This is a genomic window from Duganella sp. Root336D2 (genome assembly GCF_001425005.1).
In the GTDB taxonomy this organism is placed as follows: domain Bacteria; phylum Pseudomonadota; class Gammaproteobacteria; order Burkholderiales; family Burkholderiaceae_D; genus Rugamonas.
Genome location: NZ_LMDB01000001.1, coordinates 402,668 through 421,466, shown reverse-complemented (window position 1 = coordinate 421,466; position 18,799 = coordinate 402,668). Strand labels below are relative to the sequence as shown.

The following is an 18,799-nucleotide window of genomic DNA, read 5'->3' as shown; positions in this document are numbered from 1 at the left end:
CTGAGTGTAGCACTCGCATTGCCGCTTGGAAATATTCGTGGCTTGCCGATTATCGTTTGTGTTGCTTCATAGCTTGCGCCACTTCCCGGCTGGCGTCGCGGTCTTTTTCGGAAGCACGCTTGTCGTGTTGCTTCTTGCCCTTGGCCAAGCCGATTTCGCACTTGATGCGGCCGCCCTTGAAATGCAGGTTCAACGGCACCAGGGTGTAGCCGGAGCGCTCGACCTTGCCGACCAGTTTATCGATCTCGGCGCGGTGCAGCAGCAGCTTGCGGGTACGCACGGCTTGCGGGTGAATATGGGTGGAGGCGGTAGGCAGGGCGCTGATGTGCGCGCCAAACAGGTACAGTTCGTTATCGCGGATGGTAACGTAAGCTTCCTTGATCTGAACGCGCCCATCGCGGATCGCCTTGACTTCCCAGCCTTCGAGGGCGATGCCGGCTTCATATTTGTCTTCAATGAAGTAGTCGTGGAAGGCTTTGCGATTATCGGCAATGGACATGGGTAAAAATGCGTGGGTCGGTTAAACTACGGGTTCTTTGGACAACATCATAGCAAACGGTTACTCAATGGCAGTAGTGCACAAGTCGGTATTCCTGGGATACAGCGCCGAGCAAATGTTTGATTTAGTGGCAAAGGTCGAGGATTATCCCAAATTTTTGCCCTGGTGTGGCGGCGTTGATGTCCGCGAACGGGGGGAGAATCATGTTGTGGCCAGCGTTGGGATCAATTTCCACGGCGTTAAGCAGCATTTCACCACGTCCAACACGAATACTCCGTTCAGTGAAATCCGCATGAAGCTGGTTGATGGCCCGTTCAAAACCCTCGACGGCACCTGGACTTTCAAGGCTTTGCGCGAAGATGCCTGCAAGGTCGAACTCGATCTGCACTACGAATTTTCCAGCAAGCTGCTGGAACAGGTGATTGGCTCCGTGTTCAGCATGATTGCCAACAGCATGGTCGATTCCTTCTGCAAACGCGCCGAGACCGTCTATGGCTGAACGTATCAAGATTACAGTGTGCTATGCGCCGGCTTCGCAGCCGCTGCTGTATGCGCTGGAAGTCGATCTGGGTACCACCATCGGCCAGGCCATCGAAATCAGCGGCATCCTGCAGGAAGCGCCTGAGATCAACCTGGTGACCATGCCGGTTGGGATTTACGGCAAGAAGAAAACGCTGGATACCGTGGTGCGGGCGCGTGACCGGATCGAAATCTACCGGCCGTTGATCGCCGATCCGAAAGACGCCCGGCGGCGCCGGGCGAAGAAGGCTTAAAGGCCTGCGCCCGGCAAGGTGAGTTCCCGATTACTTGCAGATGCTGTTGACGGATTCTCGCTGTTCCTTGATCTTTTGCGCGCGGGCTTCGTCGGACATGAAGTTGCGTTCGCCGTTCGGGCCTGTTTCGGCAATACGCGCTCCGCTTTCCAGGGTGCCGATGTTGCTCTTGGCTTCTGCACAGTACTTCTTCTTCTCGGCTTCGCGCTTGGCGTCTTCGTTCGCTTTGGCAGTTTTCTCAGCGGTTTCCTGCTGGCGCTTCTTGAAATCCGCGTTGCGTTCTGCCAACGTCGGTTTGGCGGGCGTGGCCTTCTCGTTGCCCTCGGCAGCCTCTTCGCCATTGGCTGGCGCTTCGGCCGTATCCTTGCGCAGTTCGGCAACCGCTGCGCCGCGTGGGCCTTTCAGGATGCGGTTGGCTGGCGTGCCGGGTGGTGGCGGCTGGTCGGAGAACTGTTTCACGCCTTTATCGTTCACCCACATCCACTGCGCTTGGGCGAGGGAAGTGAAGGCTATCAGCGCCGTTGCCAGCGCCAGGCGGATAATACGTTGATTCATAGGGGGATTTCCTTGGTGAGAGTGCTCATTTCACCCCGAAATCCCCTTGTTGTCAAATTTATTTCCCAAAAGAATCGTTCGCTTGAATGCGAATTAAAAACGATGGCGCAGGCCGACTGTGAGCTGGCGGTCGCCCAGGCCCGGTTCTTCACTATTGCCCTCGACATATCCCGCGCCATTGTGGTTGCGGATGCGGGCGTACGAAGTGTAGACATCGGTGCGCTTGGAGAAGGCATACATATAGGCCAATGCGTACTGCTGCGCATCCTGGTTCGGCACGCCGCGATCGTCCTTGCGGATAGCGTCTGCCACCACGGTGTGCGGTCCGAACGGGACTGAGACTCCGAGCAGCAGGTCGCGGCTGTCAGTCGATGGCGCCGGTGCCGTGCCGCCGAAAGGCGTCCCGGAACTGTTCAACGGCGCACTGTTCAAGCCCTTGTCGACGCCAAGTCCGAACCACAGCCTGGCGACGTCGAAGTCGTAGTTTGCGCCCAGCAGGATGTTGCGCCCGCCGCCAGTGTTCTTCAGTGCAGAAGTGTCGTTGTCGCGGTGATGGTAGGCGAGCCTGACGTTCAACGGCCCTTTGGCATATCCCACCGAGCCGCCCAGCGAGCGGTTGGCGCTGCTGTCGCCCGCTACTTCTCCCGCTGCCGCCATGAAGTCGGCGCTGAAGCCATTCACGTCGACCGTGCGGAAGAGCACCGAGTTGCTGGCGCGGAAGCCGGTCGAAGGCATCAGGTTATTGGAGCGCGCGATGCCGTTGCGCAGCGGGTCGACCACGGTATTCAGGGTGGTGAACAGCGGCGTATCCTGCAGGCCGGCGGACACCGAGCCAAGCCGGGCGCTGCGCAGTCCGACAATGCTGGTGCGCCCAAACAGGGTGTTGTTCTGGGTTGAATTGCCCGCGTCGCCGTGGATACCGCCTTCGATCACGAAGAAGGCCGACGTGCCGCCACCCAGGTCCTCGCTGCCTTTGAAGCCCCAGCGGCTTTGGGTTGCCATGCCGCTGGTCACACGGGTCGACGTGCCGGCCACGCCGCCACGATCCTGCGAAATGCCCAGGTCCATCACGCCGTAAAAGGCGACAGTGCTTTGCGCCAGCGCGGCGCTGCTGCAGGCGGTTAGGGCGAGCGCCGCCACCGCATGAATGCGTTTGTTCATTTTGTCTCCGGAGTTAAATAGGGCGGTGCGCGCTCAGGCAGGGACGGTGCTGCCGCGCGGGGAAGGATCCGGCAGCGGTTCGATTTTTCCAAGCACGAAGACAAAGGACACAATGCCAACCAGCAGGATCACTCCCGCGACCATGAAGGCATTGGCGAAGGAGTTGGTGGCGCCGACGATCATGCCGGTAACGATAGGTGCTGCAGCACCCATCAGGTTATTGGCGAAGTTCATGATGCCGCCGACCGTGCCTGCGCCGCCTTTCGGTGCGATCAGCGATGGCAGCGACCAGCCTACTGGTGCAGCGGAGGCCAGGCCTCCCAGCGCAATCGAGATCCAGAAGATAGCCCATGCGGGATCGGTGGTTTGCGTTGCACCGAAGACGGCAAGGCCGAACAGCATGCCGATCACCAGTACGCTCTTGCGCACCGTCGATTCGTTCTTGCCTTTGGCGATCAGATGGTCGATCAGCCAGCCGCCGACGAAGAGGTCGGTCACGGTGGCCACGGCCCATGGAATGGCGGCCAAGCCGGCGGACTTGATGATACTCATGTGCATGGTCTGTACCAGGTAACCCGGCAGCCAGGTCAGGAACAGGTAGAAGGTATAGCCATAGGCAGCGAAGCCGATGGTCAGGCCCCACACCTTGCGCCTGGTGAGCAGGTAGCCCAGCATATTGACTGCACCGCCTTCAGCCGGGCCTTCCGGTGCGGCACCGCCGCGTTGAATGTATTCGAGTTCGGCCTTGCTCAATTTAGTGTCGGCGCTTGGATCGCGATAGCACAGCAGGAAGGCGAAGAAGTAGCTGAAGCTCAGCACCGCAGTCAGGCCAAAGCCCCAACGCCAGCCAAAGGCCACCACGGTGACAGCGACCAGCGGCACGCCGATCACATTGGAGAATTTGGCGGCAGCATCGAAGATGGCGGTGGCGGTGCCGCGTTCATTGCGCGGGAACCAGTAGCCGGTGGCTTTGGAGCTGACCGGGAAGGCCGGCGCTTCGGCGATGCCGAGCAGGACGCGGGCCGCAAAGATGCCAGCGAAGCCGCTGGAGAATGCTGTAATGACCGAAGCCAGCCCCCACAGGAAGGCGCCCCAGCGGCCGACGCGGGTCGGGCCGAAGCGGTCCAGCACCATGCCGACCGGGATTTGCAGCAGCGAGTAAGACCAGGCAAAGGCGCTGAACAAAAGGCCCATGTCGACCGGAGTCAGGTTGAAGGCTTCCTGGATCTGGGGCGCGGCGACCGAGAGGCCGATGCGGTCGATGTAGTTGATCAGGACGCCGATGCCGAGCAGGGCGCCGATGCCCCAGCGGCGTTTAGCGACCTTGGTGGTGATGGCTGATTTCATGCGGTCTCCAATCTTGATTTTAGGCTTGCTATTGCAGGGTTTGCAGGATCATGTTGACCAGTTGCTGCGGCGACTGGGTCAGGTCAAGGCGCACGCCGTTTTCATCGGCTTGCAGTGGCTCCAGGTCGCGCAATTGGCTATCCAGGAGCGAGGCCGGCATGTAATGGCCAGGGCGGGTGCGCATGCGCTGTTCCAGGATCTCGCGCTTGCCGTGCAGGTGGGCGAAGCGCAGGTCCGGATCGCCATCGCGCAGCAGGTCGCGGTAGCGGCGCTTGAGCGAAGAGCAGGACAGCACCAAGCCTTCGTCGCGTTCGCGCGCAGCGCTGATTTTGCTGCGCAGCTTCTCCAGCCATCCGGCGCGGTCATCGTCATCCAGCGGGATGCCGGCCGACATCTTGGCTACGTTCTCCGGTGGGTGAAAGCTGTCGCCTTCGAGGAAAGGGACGCCAAGCGCGGTGGCCAGCCGGGCGCCAATCTCGCTCTTGCCGGCCCCGCTGACGCCCATGACGACCCAGCGCAAATTCGTATTGTTTTCCATATTTCTCCTAATGACTGATAGCGCTAACAGCGATGACAAGTTTAGACTAGCGCAAGAATTTGTAAAGAAGTTTGGATTGTGCGGCGCAGCAAGTGTCGCATCAATGATAGCGCTAGCATCGCGCTCACGGCGCGGCGACTGGGGCGGTATTTGAGGATTGCCGAGACGAAAGCGGATGTTTCCTGTATAATCTGCTTTTGCGCCTATAGGAAATACTATGCGTCTGCTCCAAAAAGCACTCACTTTCGATGACGTGCTCCTCGTCCCCGCGTATTCCAACATTCTGCCTGCGGATACGTCCCTCAAGACTCGCCTGACCCGTAACATCTCCCTCAATATTCCCCTGCTGTCCGCAGCAATGGATACCGTTACCGAAAGCCGTTTGGCAATCGCAATGGCACAGGAAGGCGGCATCGGCATCATTCACAAGAACCTGACGCCGAAAGACCAGGCGCGTGAAGTGTCGAAGGTAAAGCGTTTCGAGGCCGGCGTGCTGCGCGATCCTATCACCATTCCGCCGGACATGAAGATCCGCGACGTGATCAAGCTGACCGAGCAATATGGTATTTCCGGCTTCCCGGTTGTGCAGGGCAAGGAAGTGGTCGGCATCATCACCAACCGCGACCTGCGCTTTGAAAAAGAACTGGATGCGGAAGTGCGCGCCAAGATGACCCCGCGCGAAAAGCTGGTCACCGTCAACGAAGACGCCAACACCGAAGAAGCCAAGCGCCTGATGAACAAGCACCGCCTGGAGCGCGTGCTGGTGGTGAACGAAGCGTTTGAACTGCGCGGCCTGATCACCGTCAAGGACATTCAGAAATCCACCGAGCACCCGAACGCATCGAAAGACCAGCACGGCAAGCTGCTGGTTGGCGCGGCAGTCGGCGTTGGCGCAAAAGACGAAGAGCGTATCGACCTGCTGGTAGCGGCAGGCGTGGACGTGCTGGTGGTCGATACCGCCCACGGCCACTCCCAGGGCATCCTGGACCGCGTAAAGTACATCAAGACCAAGTACCCGCACGTTGACGTCATCGGCGGCAATATCGCCACCGCGGCCGCTGCGAAAGCGCTGGTTGAATACGGCGCGGACGCAGTCAAGGTCGGCATCGGCCCAGGCTCCATCTGCACCACCCGTATCGTTGCCGGCGTAGGTGTACCGCAGATCACTGCGATCTCCAATGTGGCTGAAGCGCTGGCGGGCACCGGCGTTCCATGTATCGCCGACGGCGGCATTCGCTTCTCGGGCGACATTTCGAAAGCACTGGCAGCCGGCGCATCCACCGTGATGATGGGCTCCATGTTCGCAGGTACTGAAGAAGCACCGGGCGAAGTGATCCTGTACCAGGGCCGTTCGTACAAGTCTTATCGCGGCATGGGCTCGCTGGGCGCGATGGCCGATGGTTCGGCTGACCGCTACTTCCAGGACGCCAGCGCCAAGCAGGACAAGTTCGTCCCGGAAGGCATTGAAGGCCGCGTGGCCTACAAGGGCTCCGTTCTGGCGATCCTGTTCCAGCTGGTGGGCGGCGTGCGCCAATCCATGGGCTATTGCGGCTGCGCCACTATCGACGAACTGAAAGAGAAAGCAGAATTCGTCGAGATCACGTCTGCCGGCATGCGTGAATCGCACGTGCACGACGTCCAGATCACCAAAGAAGCGCCGAACTACCGCTCCGAATAAGTACCTCCGCAAAGCGGCGACCACTGGTCGCCGCAATTTTTTTTTGCCCCCGCTATGCACTCAAAAATCCTCATCCTTGATTTCGGTTCCCAGGTTACCCAGCTGATCGCACGCCGCGTGCGCGACGCGGGTGTGTTCTCCGAGGTGTACCCATACGACGTTAGCGAAGAGTTCATTCGCAGCTACGGCGCATCGGGCGTCATCCTGTCCGGCTCCCACAATTCCACGCTGGAAGGCGATTCCCCGCGCGCACCGCAAGCCGTGTTTGAAATCGGCGTGCCGGTTCTGGGCATCTGCTACGGCATGCAGACCATGGCTGCGCAACTGGGCGGCAAAGTGGAAAACGGCCTGGTGCGCGAGTTCGGCTACGCTGAAGTGCGCGCCCGCAACCACACCGCACTGCTGAACGGCATCAACGACTTCGTTACCGACGAAGGCCACGGCATGCTGAAGGTCTGGATGAGCCACGGCGACAAGGTGCTGGACATGCCTCCTGGCTTCAAGCTGATGGCATCCACCGACTCCTGCCCGATCGCCGGCATGGCCGACGAAGACCGCAAGTTCTATGCCGTGCAATGGCACCCGGAAGTGACCCACACCGTGCAGGGCAAGGCCATGCTGGGCCGCTTCGTGCACGAGATCTGCGGCTGCAAGGCAGACTGGAATATGCCGGACTACATCTCCGAAGCAGTGGAGAAGATCCGCGCCCAGGTCGGCACCGATGAAGTGATCCTCGGCTTGTCCGGTGGCGTCGATTCCTCCGTGGCAGCGGCCCTGATCCACCGCGCCATCGGCGACCAACTGACCTGCGTCTTCGTCGACCACGGCCTGCTGCGCCTGAACGAAGGCAAGATGGTGATGGACATGTTCGCCAAGAACCTGGGTGTGAAAGTGATCCAGGTCGATGCGACCGATCAGTTCATGGGCCACCTGGCCGGCGTCACCGATCCTGAGCAGAAGCGCAAGATCATCGGCCGCGAATTCGTCGAAGTGTTCCAGGTTGAATCGGCCAAGCTGGTCAACGCCAAGTGGCTGGCACAAGGCACCATTTACCCTGACGTGATCGAATCGGCGGGCAAGGGCAAGAAAGGCCAGACCATCAAGTCGCACCACAACGTGGGCGGCCTGCCGGAGACCATGAAGCTGCAGCTGCTCGAGCCGCTGCGCGAACTGTTCAAGGACGAAGTGCGCAAGCTGGGCGTGGCCCTGGGCCTGCCGCACGAGATGGTGTACCGCCATCCATTCCCAGGCCCAGGCCTGGGCGTGCGCATCCTGGGCGAAGTGAAGAAGGAATACGCCGACCTGCTGCGCCGCGCCGACGCCATCTTCATCGAAGAACTGCGCAACACCCCGTACGAAGGCGCCGTGATGGCAGGCGAGGACGCACCGCAGAACTGGTACGACGCGACCTCGCAGGCATTCGCTGTGTTCCTGCCGGTGAAATCGGTGGGCGTGATGGGCGATGGCCGCACCTACGATTACGTCGTAGCCCTGCGCGCCGTGCAGACCCAGGACTTCATGACCGCACACTGGGCGCACCTGCCGCACACGCTGCTGGGCAAGGTCTCCAACCGCATCATCAATGAAGTGCGTGGCCTGAACCGCGTGGTGTACGACATCAGCGGCAAACCACCAGCGACCATTGAATGGGAGTGACAGAATATTAACTGTCATTGCCTCAGGTAAGCAAATAATGGCTCCTTTTTGGAGCCATTATCTTTTGGTTCCTCATTGAACTGCCGGTGATTTCCTTGCGCTGTTTCGCAAAGAGCAAATGCGGGACCGCGACGGCCAGAGAGATATGGAGCGGATCCGATGACATGCTAGTGCTGTGCTTGCTTGTCGGCCAAGCCGTCCAGTATTACGAAGGTCGCCGACGCTAGGACCTTTTCCCAGGCGGCGTCCTTGAGCTTGAAACCATCGTTGCGCACGCCCAGCGTCAGCACACCGTTGAACATTCCCCAAAGCGCAGTCGCCATTGCGGGAGGGTCGATGTCGGCCCGCACCTCACCGCAGGTAATCCCTTCCCGCAACAACTGTTCCAACTTTGTGTTCTGTTCGGCGACTAGTGCTATCAGAGGCTTGGCAGTTTCGAAGTCGTCGGGTGGCGAGGCCAAGAGCAGGAACTGGATCGGTTGTTCTAGCGCAAACTGACGATAGGCCGCGCCAACCAGCCGGATGCGTTCCAACGGCGACCCCGGCATTGCATACGCCGCATCCATGTGCCGGCGGTTTTCGAGCATGGCTGATTCGGCCGCGGCAGCCAGTAGGGCGCCTTTGCCACCAACCCGGTTGTAAACCGTCTGCGGTGCTATGTCGGCACGGCGCGCGACTTCCTCTGCGCTGAGCGCTGCGGTGCCGCTTTCGGCGAGGATTTGCGAGGCGATTTCGATGATCGTGCGACGCATTTCCTCGGTGCGCCGCTGAGTGCGAGTGGGTTTGGCTTCATTCATAGCTTGACTATAGCATACTCCAAGTATAGAGTTAACTCCAATCAATGGAGACAGCTCTAATACTGGGGTTAGCTAAAAATGACAACTCGTTTAGAAATTCACTTCCCATCGCAGGGCGAGCGGTGTGCCGCGTGGTTGTACCTGCCGCAAGGCGCGCGGCCGGCACCCATCATCGTGATGGCCCACGGTCTGGGCGGAGTCCGGCAGATGCGGCTGGACTCCTTTGCCGAACGTTTCCAAGCCGCGGGATATGCCTGCCTGGTTTTCGACTATCGGCATTTCGGCGGCAGCGACGGAACGCCGCGCCAATTATTGGATGTCGGGAAGCAGCAGGCTGACTGGCGTGCTGCCGTCGAGTTCGCGCGCGGGCTGGCGCAGGTCGACGGCCGTCGTGTGGTGGTCTGGGGCACTTCTTTCGGCGGTGGGCACGCTGTCCATGCCGGCGCTACCGTTGAAGGAGTCAGCGCAGTCATCGCGCAATGCTTGTTCACCGATGGCCTTGCGTCGGGGCTGGCAATGAATCCGATCACCTCCCTTCGAGTCCTGCCGCTCGCCATTGCCGACCAACTGCTGGCCTGGGCCGGCGCCAAGCCGATCATGGTCGATACCAGCGGCGCGCCGTGCTCGGCCGCGCTGATGACAGCGCATGATTGCCTGGATGGCTACCTCAAGCTGGTACCGCGCGGTTTACCGTTTCAGAACCGTGTTGCTGCACGCGCCGCGCTGCAGATCATGGCCTACCGTCCCGGCAAGCTGGCCAGCCAGTTGCCCTGTCCCGCCCTGTTCTGTGTCTGTGAGCACGACACCGTCGCACCGACGCGGTCCACGCTCCGCCATGTCCGCAAGGCGCCGCGGGGCGAGGTCAAGGTATACGGGGAAGGCCACTTCGGCGTCTATGTCGGGAAAGGCTTCGAGAAGGTGGTGGCCGACCAGATCGAATTTCTGCACCGCCATGTTCCTATCGCTATCCAAGAAAGTACATGATGACTTACGACTTGAATGACAAAGTGGTGCTGATCACCGGCGCGGCGGGCGGCATCGGTGCCGCGACTGCTCGCGAACTCTATGCTCTCGGTGCGAGCTTGGTGCTGACCGATATGCAGCAAACCGCTTTGGATGAACTTGCGAAAGAGTTCTCCCAATCTCGGGTGCTACCTGTGGCGCTCGACGTCACTGACGCCGCAGCAACGAAGGCAGTCATCCAGAAAACGATCCAACGCTTCGGACGCCTGGACGTGGTTTTTGCCAACGCCGGCATTTCATGGCGTAGTGGTGCCTCAACTATTGCCAGTTGCGATGAGGCCGAGTTCGAGAAAATCGTAGAGGTGGACTTGCTTGGCGTCTGGCGTACGATTCGTGCGGCGCTGCCGGAGATTATTCGCAACAAGGGGCAAGTCCTTGTGACATCTTCCGCATACGCTTTTCTCAACGGAATGGCGAATGCACCTTATGCCGCATCTAAAGCAGGGGTGGAAATGCTCACACGCTGTTTGAGGGCAGAGTTCGCATATAGCGGCGCAACGGCCAGCGTCGTCTACCCCGGTTGGACGGCCACAGCCATTGCGAAGGTTGCCTTCGGCGGAAACGCAACCGTGACCAAAATGAATGAGGTTGGGCTTCCAGGGTGGCTGCGTCGGGCCATTCCTCCCGAGCAGGTAGCACGTGCGATCGCGAAAGGTGTGCAGTATCGCAGGACCCGCATCTACGCGCCTTGGCGGTGGGTTCCGTTCTCACTCTTCCGCGGTGTCTTCGGTGTACTCACCGATGCCATTCTGAGTCGACACAAAGTAATGCATGCGTTGCTCCAGCAACTCGAGACTGAATCACAGCGTTGAGAAAACACGGGCGGCCATATCGAAGACCGCCGGCCATACCAAGGAGATTGAGATGCTTCACTATGACTTAACCGGCCGCGTCGTGGCCATCACCGGTGCTACTGGAGGGCTGGGTAGCGCCCTTGCGCGTGAGCTATCGGCCAGGGGCGCGCGGCTGGCGCTACTCGACTTGGACGAAGCTGCCATCAGCCGGCTGGCGCAAGGTTTCGGCGGCGAGCAGCAGGCCAAGGGTTGGCGTGTTGACGTTCGCTCCTACGAGCACCTGCAGGCGGCGATGGGCGCCGCCGCAGCGCACTTCGGGCGCATCGACGTAGTGATCGCCAATGCCGGCATCGATGAGGTCTCGCCCATGGCCACAATGAACCCCGATGCCTTCGAACGCGTCATCGACATCAACCTGAGCGGGGTATGGCGCACCCTGAAAGCCGGGCTGCCCCATGTCGCCAGGCAGCGCGGCTACCTGATGGCCATTTCGTCGATGGCGGCGTTCGTGCATTCGCCGCTTCAGGCCCACTACACGGCTAGCAAGGCCGGCGTCTGGGCCATGTGTGACAGCGTCCGCTTGGAAGTGAAGCACTTGGGCGTGGGCGTCGGCAGCGTGCACCCGACGTTCTTTCGCACGCCTTTGATGGAGCAGATCCATGCCGATGCCGCCGGCGTCAAGCTCTGGGGCGGCAACAAGGGCGGTTTGTGGCGGATGATTTCGCGCGACGAGGTCGTCGATGGGGTGATCCGCGGCATCGAACGGCGCAGCGATATGGTGGTATTGCCGGCGCAGAACACCTTAATTGCAAAGGCACCTGGCTTGTTCCGCAAGATGGCCGAAAGGCTCGGCTTCAAATCGGCCGACATCGTCGAGGCCATCGCGTTGGCCGAGAGAGAACTGACGCTTACGTAGACTTGGGCGCTGGCTGGCCCACTACCTTAATCGCATGCCTTCGAGGTGTAAGATGATTGAAGCGGATCGTGAGTGATAGTGGCGTCCTAAACGAACAATAGGCGATGGTGTTACTGCTGGTATCGTCCGAAAGCCGATCGGGAAAGCGACGTTAAATCAAGGGGTTGGATCTTTCGTTGATAATCGAATGGGAATAATTTCCCGTCTGGCTGCCACTGGCAGCAACCGGTTAAAAACCTGAGCCAAGCCCCTGATTTTTCAGGGGCTTTTTTGTTTTCTGGTGGCGAAATCTGGCAAGGATTGGCAGCGTCAAGCGGCTCCTAATGTTGGTGCTTCCGATGGTATCCGCCAACAGGGGTCTCAACAGGCGCAGAAATACCATCATCGCGAAAAAGTCGGATTGATGGCATCAGAACGCGCTGAGGAAAGGGGCTCCGTTTGTAGCACGTATTCAAGCGCGAAATGGGTTGTGCACCGGCCATGTACTGGAACAGCGTGCTCAGCCATGCCCTACAATGAGGGTCATGGCAGAGTTGCAGAAGAAGCGGGCTAGTTGGTCGACAGGACCAGCACGGTCACCGAATAAGGTGCGAAGTTGTAGCTGAACTGCTTACCAAGCCCCTTCACTTCGCTGGTCACCGGCACCACCTTGGTCGGCTCGGCGATGGTGTTGGTATCTTCCTTTTTCGCTGAGGCGAGCACGATCGCCTTACCTTGCGCAGCCACCTTGCCGGCGCCGGCCAGGTCGACCTGCACGGTTTGCGCACTGCCGATCGCGTTGACCACCTTCAGGTAAATCTCGCGGCGCTGATCGGACTTGGTCGCCGAGAAGAACATCGTCGGCACCTGCATGACAGGCGGCAGCTCCAGCGGCGTTTCCTTGTTGGGCGGCCGCTGCCAGCTTTGCGTGCTCACTTTCTCGGCATGCAGTGGCAGCGAAACATTGCCCAGGTAGTTGCTGAACATCTTCTGCATGTGGTACGACGGCGAGCCGTAGCTGGACTGCACATCGTAGCCGATCAAGTTGCTCGTCCACTGCATGCCACCCGGGTTCACATTCACCAGCAGCGGCGCGTAGCAGGACATCTCGACCACGTCGGCATTGCGTTCCATGCCGGCCATGAAAGCGGCGTCGGCCAGCGCGGAGTGCAGGTTGGTGGTCGGTTCACCTTCGCGCGCGGCCCACTCGCCAATGAAGACTTTCGGCCCTTTGCGCTCGTAGCTGTCGTAGCGCGCGGCGTCGTTCATCATCTCCATCGGGCTGTAGTAGTAGTGCTCATCGACCAGGTCGGGCACCCGGCTGGTCAGCTTCTGTTGCTGGCTCAGCCAATCCTTGCCGTTGACGGTGGAGATCAGCTTGAGCTGCGGGTACTTCGCCCTGATGGCGTCGTGGAACTGGGTGTAGCGGCCGTCGTAGGTCTTCTGCTTGTCGAAGCCGTCCTCGTTGCCGATCTCGACGTAGCGCAGCTTGAACGGCGCCGGATGGCCATCCCTGGCGCGTTGCGCGCCCCATTTCGTGCTCAGGTCGCCGGTCACATATTCGATCTCGTCGAGCGCTTCCTGGACGAAGGGCTGTAAGTCCGGGCCGCCCGGAATGGTTTCGCCGTGGAGCGCATAGCCGGCGAATACCGCCAGCACCGGCTCTGCCCCCATGTCCTCGCACCACTCGAGAAATTCGAGCAGGCCCATGCCGTCGGACGAGCGGTAGCCCCAAGTGCCGCGATGGCCGGGACGCTGCTCGATCGGGCCGAGCGTTTCCTTCCACTTGAAGCGGGTCGCTACGGTCTCGCCTTCGAGAAAGTTCCCGCCCGGGAAACGTAGGAAGGCCGGTTTCATGTCGACCAGCTTTTGCATCAGGTCGACCCGGTTGCCGTTCGGCCGGTCCCGATAGGTCGGCGGGAAAAGCGACACCTGGTTGAACCAGACGGTGCCCGGACTTTCGGTGGCAATCACCAGGCGCGCGTTGGCGGTCGGCTTGACCTTGGCGCCGGTGTTCAGGTTGACGCTATAGCGCTTCCATTCACTGTTGATGCGGCCACCCTCGGCCTGCGCGTATACGGTCTTGCCGTCTGCGCCTTCAATGCTGACCGTCAGCGGCACGCCGCCGGCGTTGGTGGTTCTGGCGTAGAAGCTGGCGCGGTAACGGGTGTTTGGCTTGACGGGAATGCCCCAGTAGCCAGCGTTGGCGATGCCGACCCGGTGGCCCTGCGCGGCATGCATGGCGTCCAGCCGCAGGCTGGTGGTCAAAGCTGTGTCGGCGACGGGAAAGCGCTGGTCGAGCGCGATCGCGGCGCTGCCGCCGGCGTCTTGCACCACCGACCAGTGCACCGGCGCCTTGTCGTCGTCCTTGAAGACGCGGTTGCGCACCAGTTCAGCGTACAAGCCGCCATCGTAGGAGTAATTGATTTCTTCCGTCATCAGGCCGTACAAGGTCGGACTGAGGGGAATGCCAGGTTTGGCGAGGTCGATCTTGATGGCGGTCTGCGCCATCGCCAGCGGCGCGATCAGTGCCGCCAGCGACAGCAGGCGAGGGGCGCGGAAGCGGCGTCGCGCGACCGGCATAGCGGCACTGCGCGATAAGATGTTCGGGTTCATTGGTGGGTAGGGCCTTATGTGATGTTCGCAACATTTATACCGCGAAGGCGGTGAAAAAACAGAAGGCCTGGCGCGCGACAAGATTGCGCCTGGCCCTATCGAATGGTCTCCAACCGTTTGTCCACGATTCTGCGCACTCCTCATGTGCGTCGCAATTCTCAAAATCATCAATGCGCAGAATCATTTTTCATCATTCCTTCGCCAGGATCGGCGACAGGGAGCCGTCCGGCGGCCGACCTATCAGGCTGCGCGGGATGTAGCCGAAATCGGTCGCGCCCGGCTTTTTCCAAGCCAGCATCAATGCGAGGTCCGGCCCAGGCCCCTGGAAGTAGCGCACGCGGAAGTTGTGCAAGCCCTGTTCCAACTTCAACGTCGTCGCCACCGGTGTTGGCGCGTGGATGCCATCGTTGTCGATCACGTTTTCATCGTCAACACTGAGCACGGCGCCATCGTCGGCCAACAGCATCAGTTGATATGTGGCGGTTTCCTGAATAGTGACGGTAAAGCGAATATCCAGGCCGAACCATTCGTTCGTCGAGCCCAGGCCGGGAAAGCCTTCCTTGAAAGAGCGCGGGGTGATGTCGAGCTGGGCCATGCAAACCCGCTTGATCGGCTTGCGCCGGCGTATTTCGGAGACCGATTGGTTGCCGACACTAAGGCGATAGACGTCGGCAATCATGCGCCGATCTGACCCTTCTGCGCATTCTTCAAATATCTTGGGTGGCGCGCTGGTCGCGACTTCCTTCGCCGGCGCAGGAGCCGGCGGAGGCGGAGCCACGGCCAGGGCAGGGACTGGCGCCGGCGCCGGGGACCGGATAGCGTCGGGTACGATGTCGAGCACTGGCAGCGTGGGCATCACGAGTGGAGGCGGCGCGACGGTGGGAGGGGCAATATCCGGCGGAGTTTCGGCAATCTTTTCTTCCGGAATTTTTTCCTGGAGCATGACTACGTCAACGGCGCGCTGTGGTGGCTCAGGTTTGTGCGCGCGCGACAGCATCACGGCAGCCAGCAAGGCAAGGTGGATGAGCAACACGACAACCATCGCAAGGCGCCGGTTCCCGCGCCGAAAGGTAGGCTGCCCTTCAGCTTCCGGCGGGGTCGAACTGGATTCCGGTGATGTACTCATACGATTCCCAATAACATTTCAATTGAACTAAATCTGACGCCTTTGCGGACCGGCACGGTTTCATCGTGATTGCCCGGTCCGGTAGTAATCAAAGTCCACACGGCCGCCGGCGCTTTTCGTCGAATAGTAGAAGAGGGCGTAGCGGTAACCCATGAAGTGCGGGAAGGTGTAGGTAAGGCGCGAGGGCCGGCCGATGGCGGTCCAGGATTTGCCGTCAAGGCTGTAGGAGAAGCGGGCGACTTCAGGCTTCCCTGGTTTGCCGTAGATCTTGACGCTATGCCCGTCGATGCCGAAGCGGGCGTCATCGGGCGCAGATTCAAATTCGCATTCGACCCTGAGGTGAACGGTATTGTCGGAGAGGGGAACGGGGGCGAATTCCTCGGGCGGGCCGGCGTCGGCGCTTACCATGACGAGAGATTTGGCTCCGCCGCTCATTTTGACGCCAACAAAACCGTACTGTTTCTGAAAAGCGGACAGTCCGGCCCAGTCGCCGTCTTTCATGCCGCTCACGTCGATGCTGGTGATGGCGAAACTGTTAGGGCCAAAGGTGCGTTGCGTGAGGGTATTCCTGGCCTCGGACAGGCCGGAGTCGATCCGGCTGGTGACAAAGCTCATGTAGCCCGGGCGCTTGGTGAGCGACCAGTTGCGCGGCTCGGGATTGTGATTCCATTGCCAGGCCAGGGGTAGGGGAGGAGCATCGGGCAGGCGGTCGAATTCGTCGTTGGCAACAATGCCGGAGGCGCCGGAGGCGCCCTGTCCGCCGGCTGGGATGTCGAGCGTCATGGGCACCTCGCCATCCTTGCCGAGCACGGGCCAGCCTTCCTTCCATGTCACAGGCACGAGGTAGGGGATGCGGCCGACGGCGCTGTTGTCCTTGAACAGGTAGGCATACCATTTGCCTTCCGGGGTGTCGACGAGACCGCCCTGGGCGATACCGCGGTCATCAAGCGCAATGCGACCCTCGTAGGGACCGTCGATGCTGTCGGCGCGGTGGATGGTGACAGTACGCGCCCAGCGGGTCTTGGGCGAGGCGATGTTGAACAGATAGTAGCGGCCGTTGATCTTGAAAAGCTGCGAGCCCTCGCCTCTGAGCCCGCCCTGGTCGGTGCCGAAGAGTTCATTGACGTTTTCGATAATGACCTTGTCTACGCCACCGGGCTTGATTCCGGAGAGATCGGGTTTCAGTTCGACGAGCGAAATCCGACCGCTTCCGCAAACCATGTAGACGCGACCGTCGTCGTCGAAAAACAGGCTGTGGTCACCCAGCGAAGGCGCGAAACTCGTCTCTTTCCACGGCCCGTGGTGCGGATCGCGCGTGCTGTAGATGTGGGTGCGTTCCGTGTTGGCGGAGAAAGTCGTGGCATAGAACACGCCGTCGTGGAATCGCAGGCTACTGGCCCAGGAGCCTGCGCCGTACGCGTTTTTGCCGTTTTCGAGACGCAAGGCTTCATTGTCAGCAAGGGTGTCATAGGCGTAGGAGGCCATGCTCCAGTTGACCAAGTCCGTCGACTTCATGATCGGCAGGCCCGGGCTCATGTGCATCGTCGTGCTGCTCATGTAGTAGGTTTTTCCGACACGGATGACTGCGATGTCCGGGACATCGGCCCAGATCAGGGGATTATGGGCAGGATGCGCCGGTGCCGCCGCGAGGGGCTGGGATGTGGCGGAGGCGAGTTCGGCAAATTGCCAGTAATCGAACTTGAACAGCTCTTTGCCGGCCGCACCGCGGAACACGAAGACGAGATCATGGATGCCGGAGGCACCGGAGACCAGCACGGACTGCGGCTTCCATTGTCCGGCCGTTCCGGAGACTGGCAGCGTGCCGATCAACTGGCCGCCGAGCTTGTCCAAACGAATCTCGACCTTCGCCCCAGTGGGCGCCATCGCCTTGGCAGTGCTTGAGATGCTGGCCATGAACGCGCGCGCGCCGGCTGCGCCGAAATCGACATTGCGCACCCGGATGCTGTCCCCGTCGTGGATGTCTTTCACATTCTGTCCGCCGGCGCTGTTAGGCTCAATTTTGACACCGGAAGACCAGGCGATGGTCTCGGCTTCTACGCGCTTGTAGGGATCGAGGGTTGCGACCGGTGCTGGTCCTTCCTTGGTCGGCTGCACCGTCGGGACCGAACCATCCGGGTTGAACTTCAACTCTTCGACCGACACGGAACGTTTGAAGCCGTCGCCTCCCTTCAGCGCGGCGTTGTGGTAGAAGAGGTAGGTCTTGCCCTTGAAATCGACTACGCCGACGTGGTTGGTGAAGGCACTTTGCGGGGGCATGACGACGCCGCCGTAGGTCCACGGGCCTTCGGCTGTGGGACCGGTGGAGTAAGCGAGATGTTCAGGGAGGGGGCCACCGGCAAAAAACAGGTAGTACAGATTCTTGCGCTTGTAGAGCCAGGGTCCCTCTTCGTAGGATGTCCCGCGCAGAGCAGGCTTTGGTAGCGTAAAACCTACCGTGTCCGGCGGGGTGCGCTTGCCCAAGGCCGCGACGGTCATCGGATGGCGCATGATGCCATTCTCCCCGACGCTGGTGTCGTAGGAAATCATGTCCTTGTTCAGCTTTACCGACCAGAGATTGGGATTGCCCCAGGCCAGAAAGGCCTGGCCCTTGTCGTCAATGTAGACGGTCGGATCGATGCTGTCGTACAGGCCACCAGCGTGGCCGGCGATCAGCGGCTTTTTGATGGGATCGGTGTAGGGCCCCAATGGACTATCGGCCACCAGCACCCCGATGCCCCGGCCTTGCACCGGAGCATACAGATACCATTTTCCATCCCGCTCAATCACCTGGGGCGCCCAGGCGCCATTATCAAAACCGTCCCAGCCGGAGATCTCTTTGGCGGCCCAGGGGAAGTCGTGAAGTGAGGCGACCACGCCATGCTGCGTCCAGTTCACCATGTCCGTCGTCGTAGCGAGCACCCAATTCTTCAGGTTGAAGCTGTTTTTTTCCCCGACGTCTTCGTCGTGGCTGGAAAACAGGTAGAGCGTGCCCTCGTGGACCATGGGCGCCGGATCCGCGGTATACATCGTTTGAATAACCGGGTTGACCGCCAATGAGGCCGGGGGCAGCGAAGCCAACACGGACAAGAGAACTACAGCGGAGCAGCTTGTTTTTTTCATGAAGGTCGGAAAATCGGGGGGCGAAAAGCGGATAGGCGATTTAGGCGAACGAGCCTGCGGCATGGCCCAAGGCCGATAGCGAGCGACCAGATTGGATCATCATGATTTGCCTCGGGTGGTTTCATTTTTCGCGCACCGTGCTGCGATTCGAACCCATTGTGCGGGCCGGAATAGATCGCAGCAATTGAGAAAATCACCAACTTAGAACATGAAATCGGCCA

16 protein-coding genes are annotated in these 18,799 nt (G+C 60.3%); 7 read left to right on the top strand and 9 right to left on the bottom strand.

Translation table 11 applies throughout. The annotated features are described in order from the left end of the window. Positions 1-49: 49 nt before the first annotated feature. Positions 50-499, bottom strand: coding sequence for an SsrA-binding protein SmpB (gene smpB, locus ASD07_RS01615; protein ID WP_055924169.1), 450 nt, complete (start codon positions 497-499; stop codon positions 50-52). Positions 500-566: 67 nt separating this feature from the next. Here smpB and ASD07_RS01610 point away from each other — a divergent pair, with 67 nt between their 5' ends. Both ASD07_RS01610 and ASD07_RS01605 read left to right on the top strand, forming a co-directional pair. Next, complete coding sequence (locus ASD07_RS01610; protein WP_055924166.1) at positions 567-998, top strand: type II toxin-antitoxin system RatA family toxin; 432 nt, start codon at positions 567-569, stop codon at positions 996-998. Next, positions 991-1,272, top strand: a complete 282-nt coding sequence (locus tag ASD07_RS01605) for an RnfH family protein (protein ID WP_055924163.1) — start codon at positions 991-993, stop codon at positions 1,270-1,272. Before ASD07_RS01610 ends, ASD07_RS01605 begins: the two co-directional genes overlap by 8 nt. A 30-nt stretch (positions 1,273-1,302) precedes the next feature. On the opposite strand, the gene ASD07_RS01600 is transcribed toward ASD07_RS01605, so the two are convergent. The 4 genes from ASD07_RS01600 to ASD07_RS01585 form a co-directional block, all read right to left on the bottom strand. Continuing rightward, positions 1,303-1,827, bottom strand: a complete 525-nt coding sequence (locus ASD07_RS01600; RefSeq protein ID WP_055924159.1) for a DUF4124 domain-containing protein — start codon at positions 1,825-1,827, stop codon at positions 1,303-1,305. A gap of 93 nt (positions 1,828-1,920) precedes the next feature. Continuing rightward, positions 1,921-2,988, bottom strand: coding sequence for a porin (locus tag ASD07_RS01595; protein WP_055924154.1), 1,068 nt, complete (start codon positions 2,986-2,988; stop codon positions 1,921-1,923). A 33-nt stretch (positions 2,989-3,021) separates the two neighbouring features. After that, on the bottom strand, positions 3,022-4,335 hold the full coding sequence (locus ASD07_RS01590) for an MFS transporter (RefSeq protein WP_055924151.1): 1,314 nt from the start codon (positions 4,333-4,335) through the stop codon (positions 3,022-3,024). A 28-nt stretch (positions 4,336-4,363) separates the two neighbouring features. Beyond that, on the bottom strand, positions 4,364-4,873 hold the full coding sequence (locus tag ASD07_RS01585; protein ID WP_229207023.1) for a gluconokinase: 510 nt from the start codon (positions 4,871-4,873) through the stop codon (positions 4,364-4,366). A gap of 217 nt (positions 4,874-5,090) precedes the next feature. Here ASD07_RS01585 and guaB point away from each other — a divergent pair, with 217 nt between their 5' ends. Both guaB and guaA read left to right on the top strand, forming a co-directional pair. Continuing rightward, the gene (gene guaB, locus ASD07_RS01580; protein ID WP_055924148.1) at positions 5,091-6,551 is read left to right on the top strand and encodes an IMP dehydrogenase; all 1,461 of its coding nucleotides are present in this window, start codon (positions 5,091-5,093) and stop codon (positions 6,549-6,551) included. A 54-nt stretch (positions 6,552-6,605) separates the two neighbouring features. After that, a complete protein-coding gene (gene guaA / locus ASD07_RS01575; protein ID WP_055924145.1) occupies positions 6,606-8,207 on the top strand; it encodes a glutamine-hydrolyzing GMP synthase in 1,602 nt (533 codons plus the stop codon). A gap of 167 nt (positions 8,208-8,374) precedes the next feature. Here guaA and ASD07_RS01570 read toward each other — a convergent pair whose 3' ends face one another. Then, a complete protein-coding gene (locus tag ASD07_RS01570) occupies positions 8,375-9,004 on the bottom strand; it encodes a TetR/AcrR family transcriptional regulator (RefSeq protein ID WP_055924142.1) in 630 nt (209 codons plus the stop codon). Positions 9,005-9,082: 78 nt separating this feature from the next. On the opposite strand from ASD07_RS01570, the gene ASD07_RS01565 reads away from it, so the two are divergent. The 3 genes from ASD07_RS01565 to ASD07_RS01555 are packed head-to-tail and all read left to right on the top strand — an operon-like array spanning position 9,083 to position 11,737. After that, positions 9,083-9,988: an alpha/beta hydrolase gene (locus ASD07_RS01565; protein ID WP_055924139.1), complete on the top strand. Its 906-nt coding sequence runs from the start codon at positions 9,083-9,085 to the stop codon at positions 9,986-9,988. Then, complete coding sequence (locus ASD07_RS01560; protein WP_229207022.1) at positions 9,985-10,839, top strand: SDR family NAD(P)-dependent oxidoreductase; 855 nt, start codon at positions 9,985-9,987, stop codon at positions 10,837-10,839. The genes ASD07_RS01565 and ASD07_RS01560 overlap by 4 nt, the downstream gene beginning before the upstream one ends. Before the next feature lie 52 nt (positions 10,840-10,891). Next, positions 10,892-11,737: an SDR family NAD(P)-dependent oxidoreductase gene (locus tag ASD07_RS01555; protein WP_055924136.1), complete on the top strand. Its 846-nt coding sequence runs from the start codon at positions 10,892-10,894 to the stop codon at positions 11,735-11,737. A gap of 549 nt (positions 11,738-12,286) precedes the next feature. Here ASD07_RS01555 and ASD07_RS01550 read toward each other — a convergent pair. From ASD07_RS01550 to ASD07_RS29860, 3 genes are all read right to left on the bottom strand, one after another. Next, on the bottom strand, positions 12,287-14,332 hold the full coding sequence (locus ASD07_RS01550; RefSeq protein ID WP_200953738.1) for an alpha-L-arabinofuranosidase C-terminal domain-containing protein: 2,046 nt from the start codon (positions 14,330-14,332) through the stop codon (positions 12,287-12,289). Between the two features lie 190 nt (positions 14,333-14,522). Beyond that, positions 14,523-15,374 (bottom strand): PA14 domain-containing protein, encoded by an 852-nt coding sequence (locus tag ASD07_RS01545; protein WP_055924133.1) that lies wholly within the window; start codon positions 15,372-15,374, stop codon positions 14,523-14,525. A 144-nt stretch (positions 15,375-15,518) separates the two neighbouring features. Further along, complete coding sequence (locus tag ASD07_RS29860) at positions 15,519-18,578, bottom strand: family 43 glycosylhydrolase (RefSeq protein ID WP_082507051.1); 3,060 nt, start codon at positions 18,576-18,578, stop codon at positions 15,519-15,521. Between the last annotated feature and the right edge of the window lie 221 nt (positions 18,579-18,799).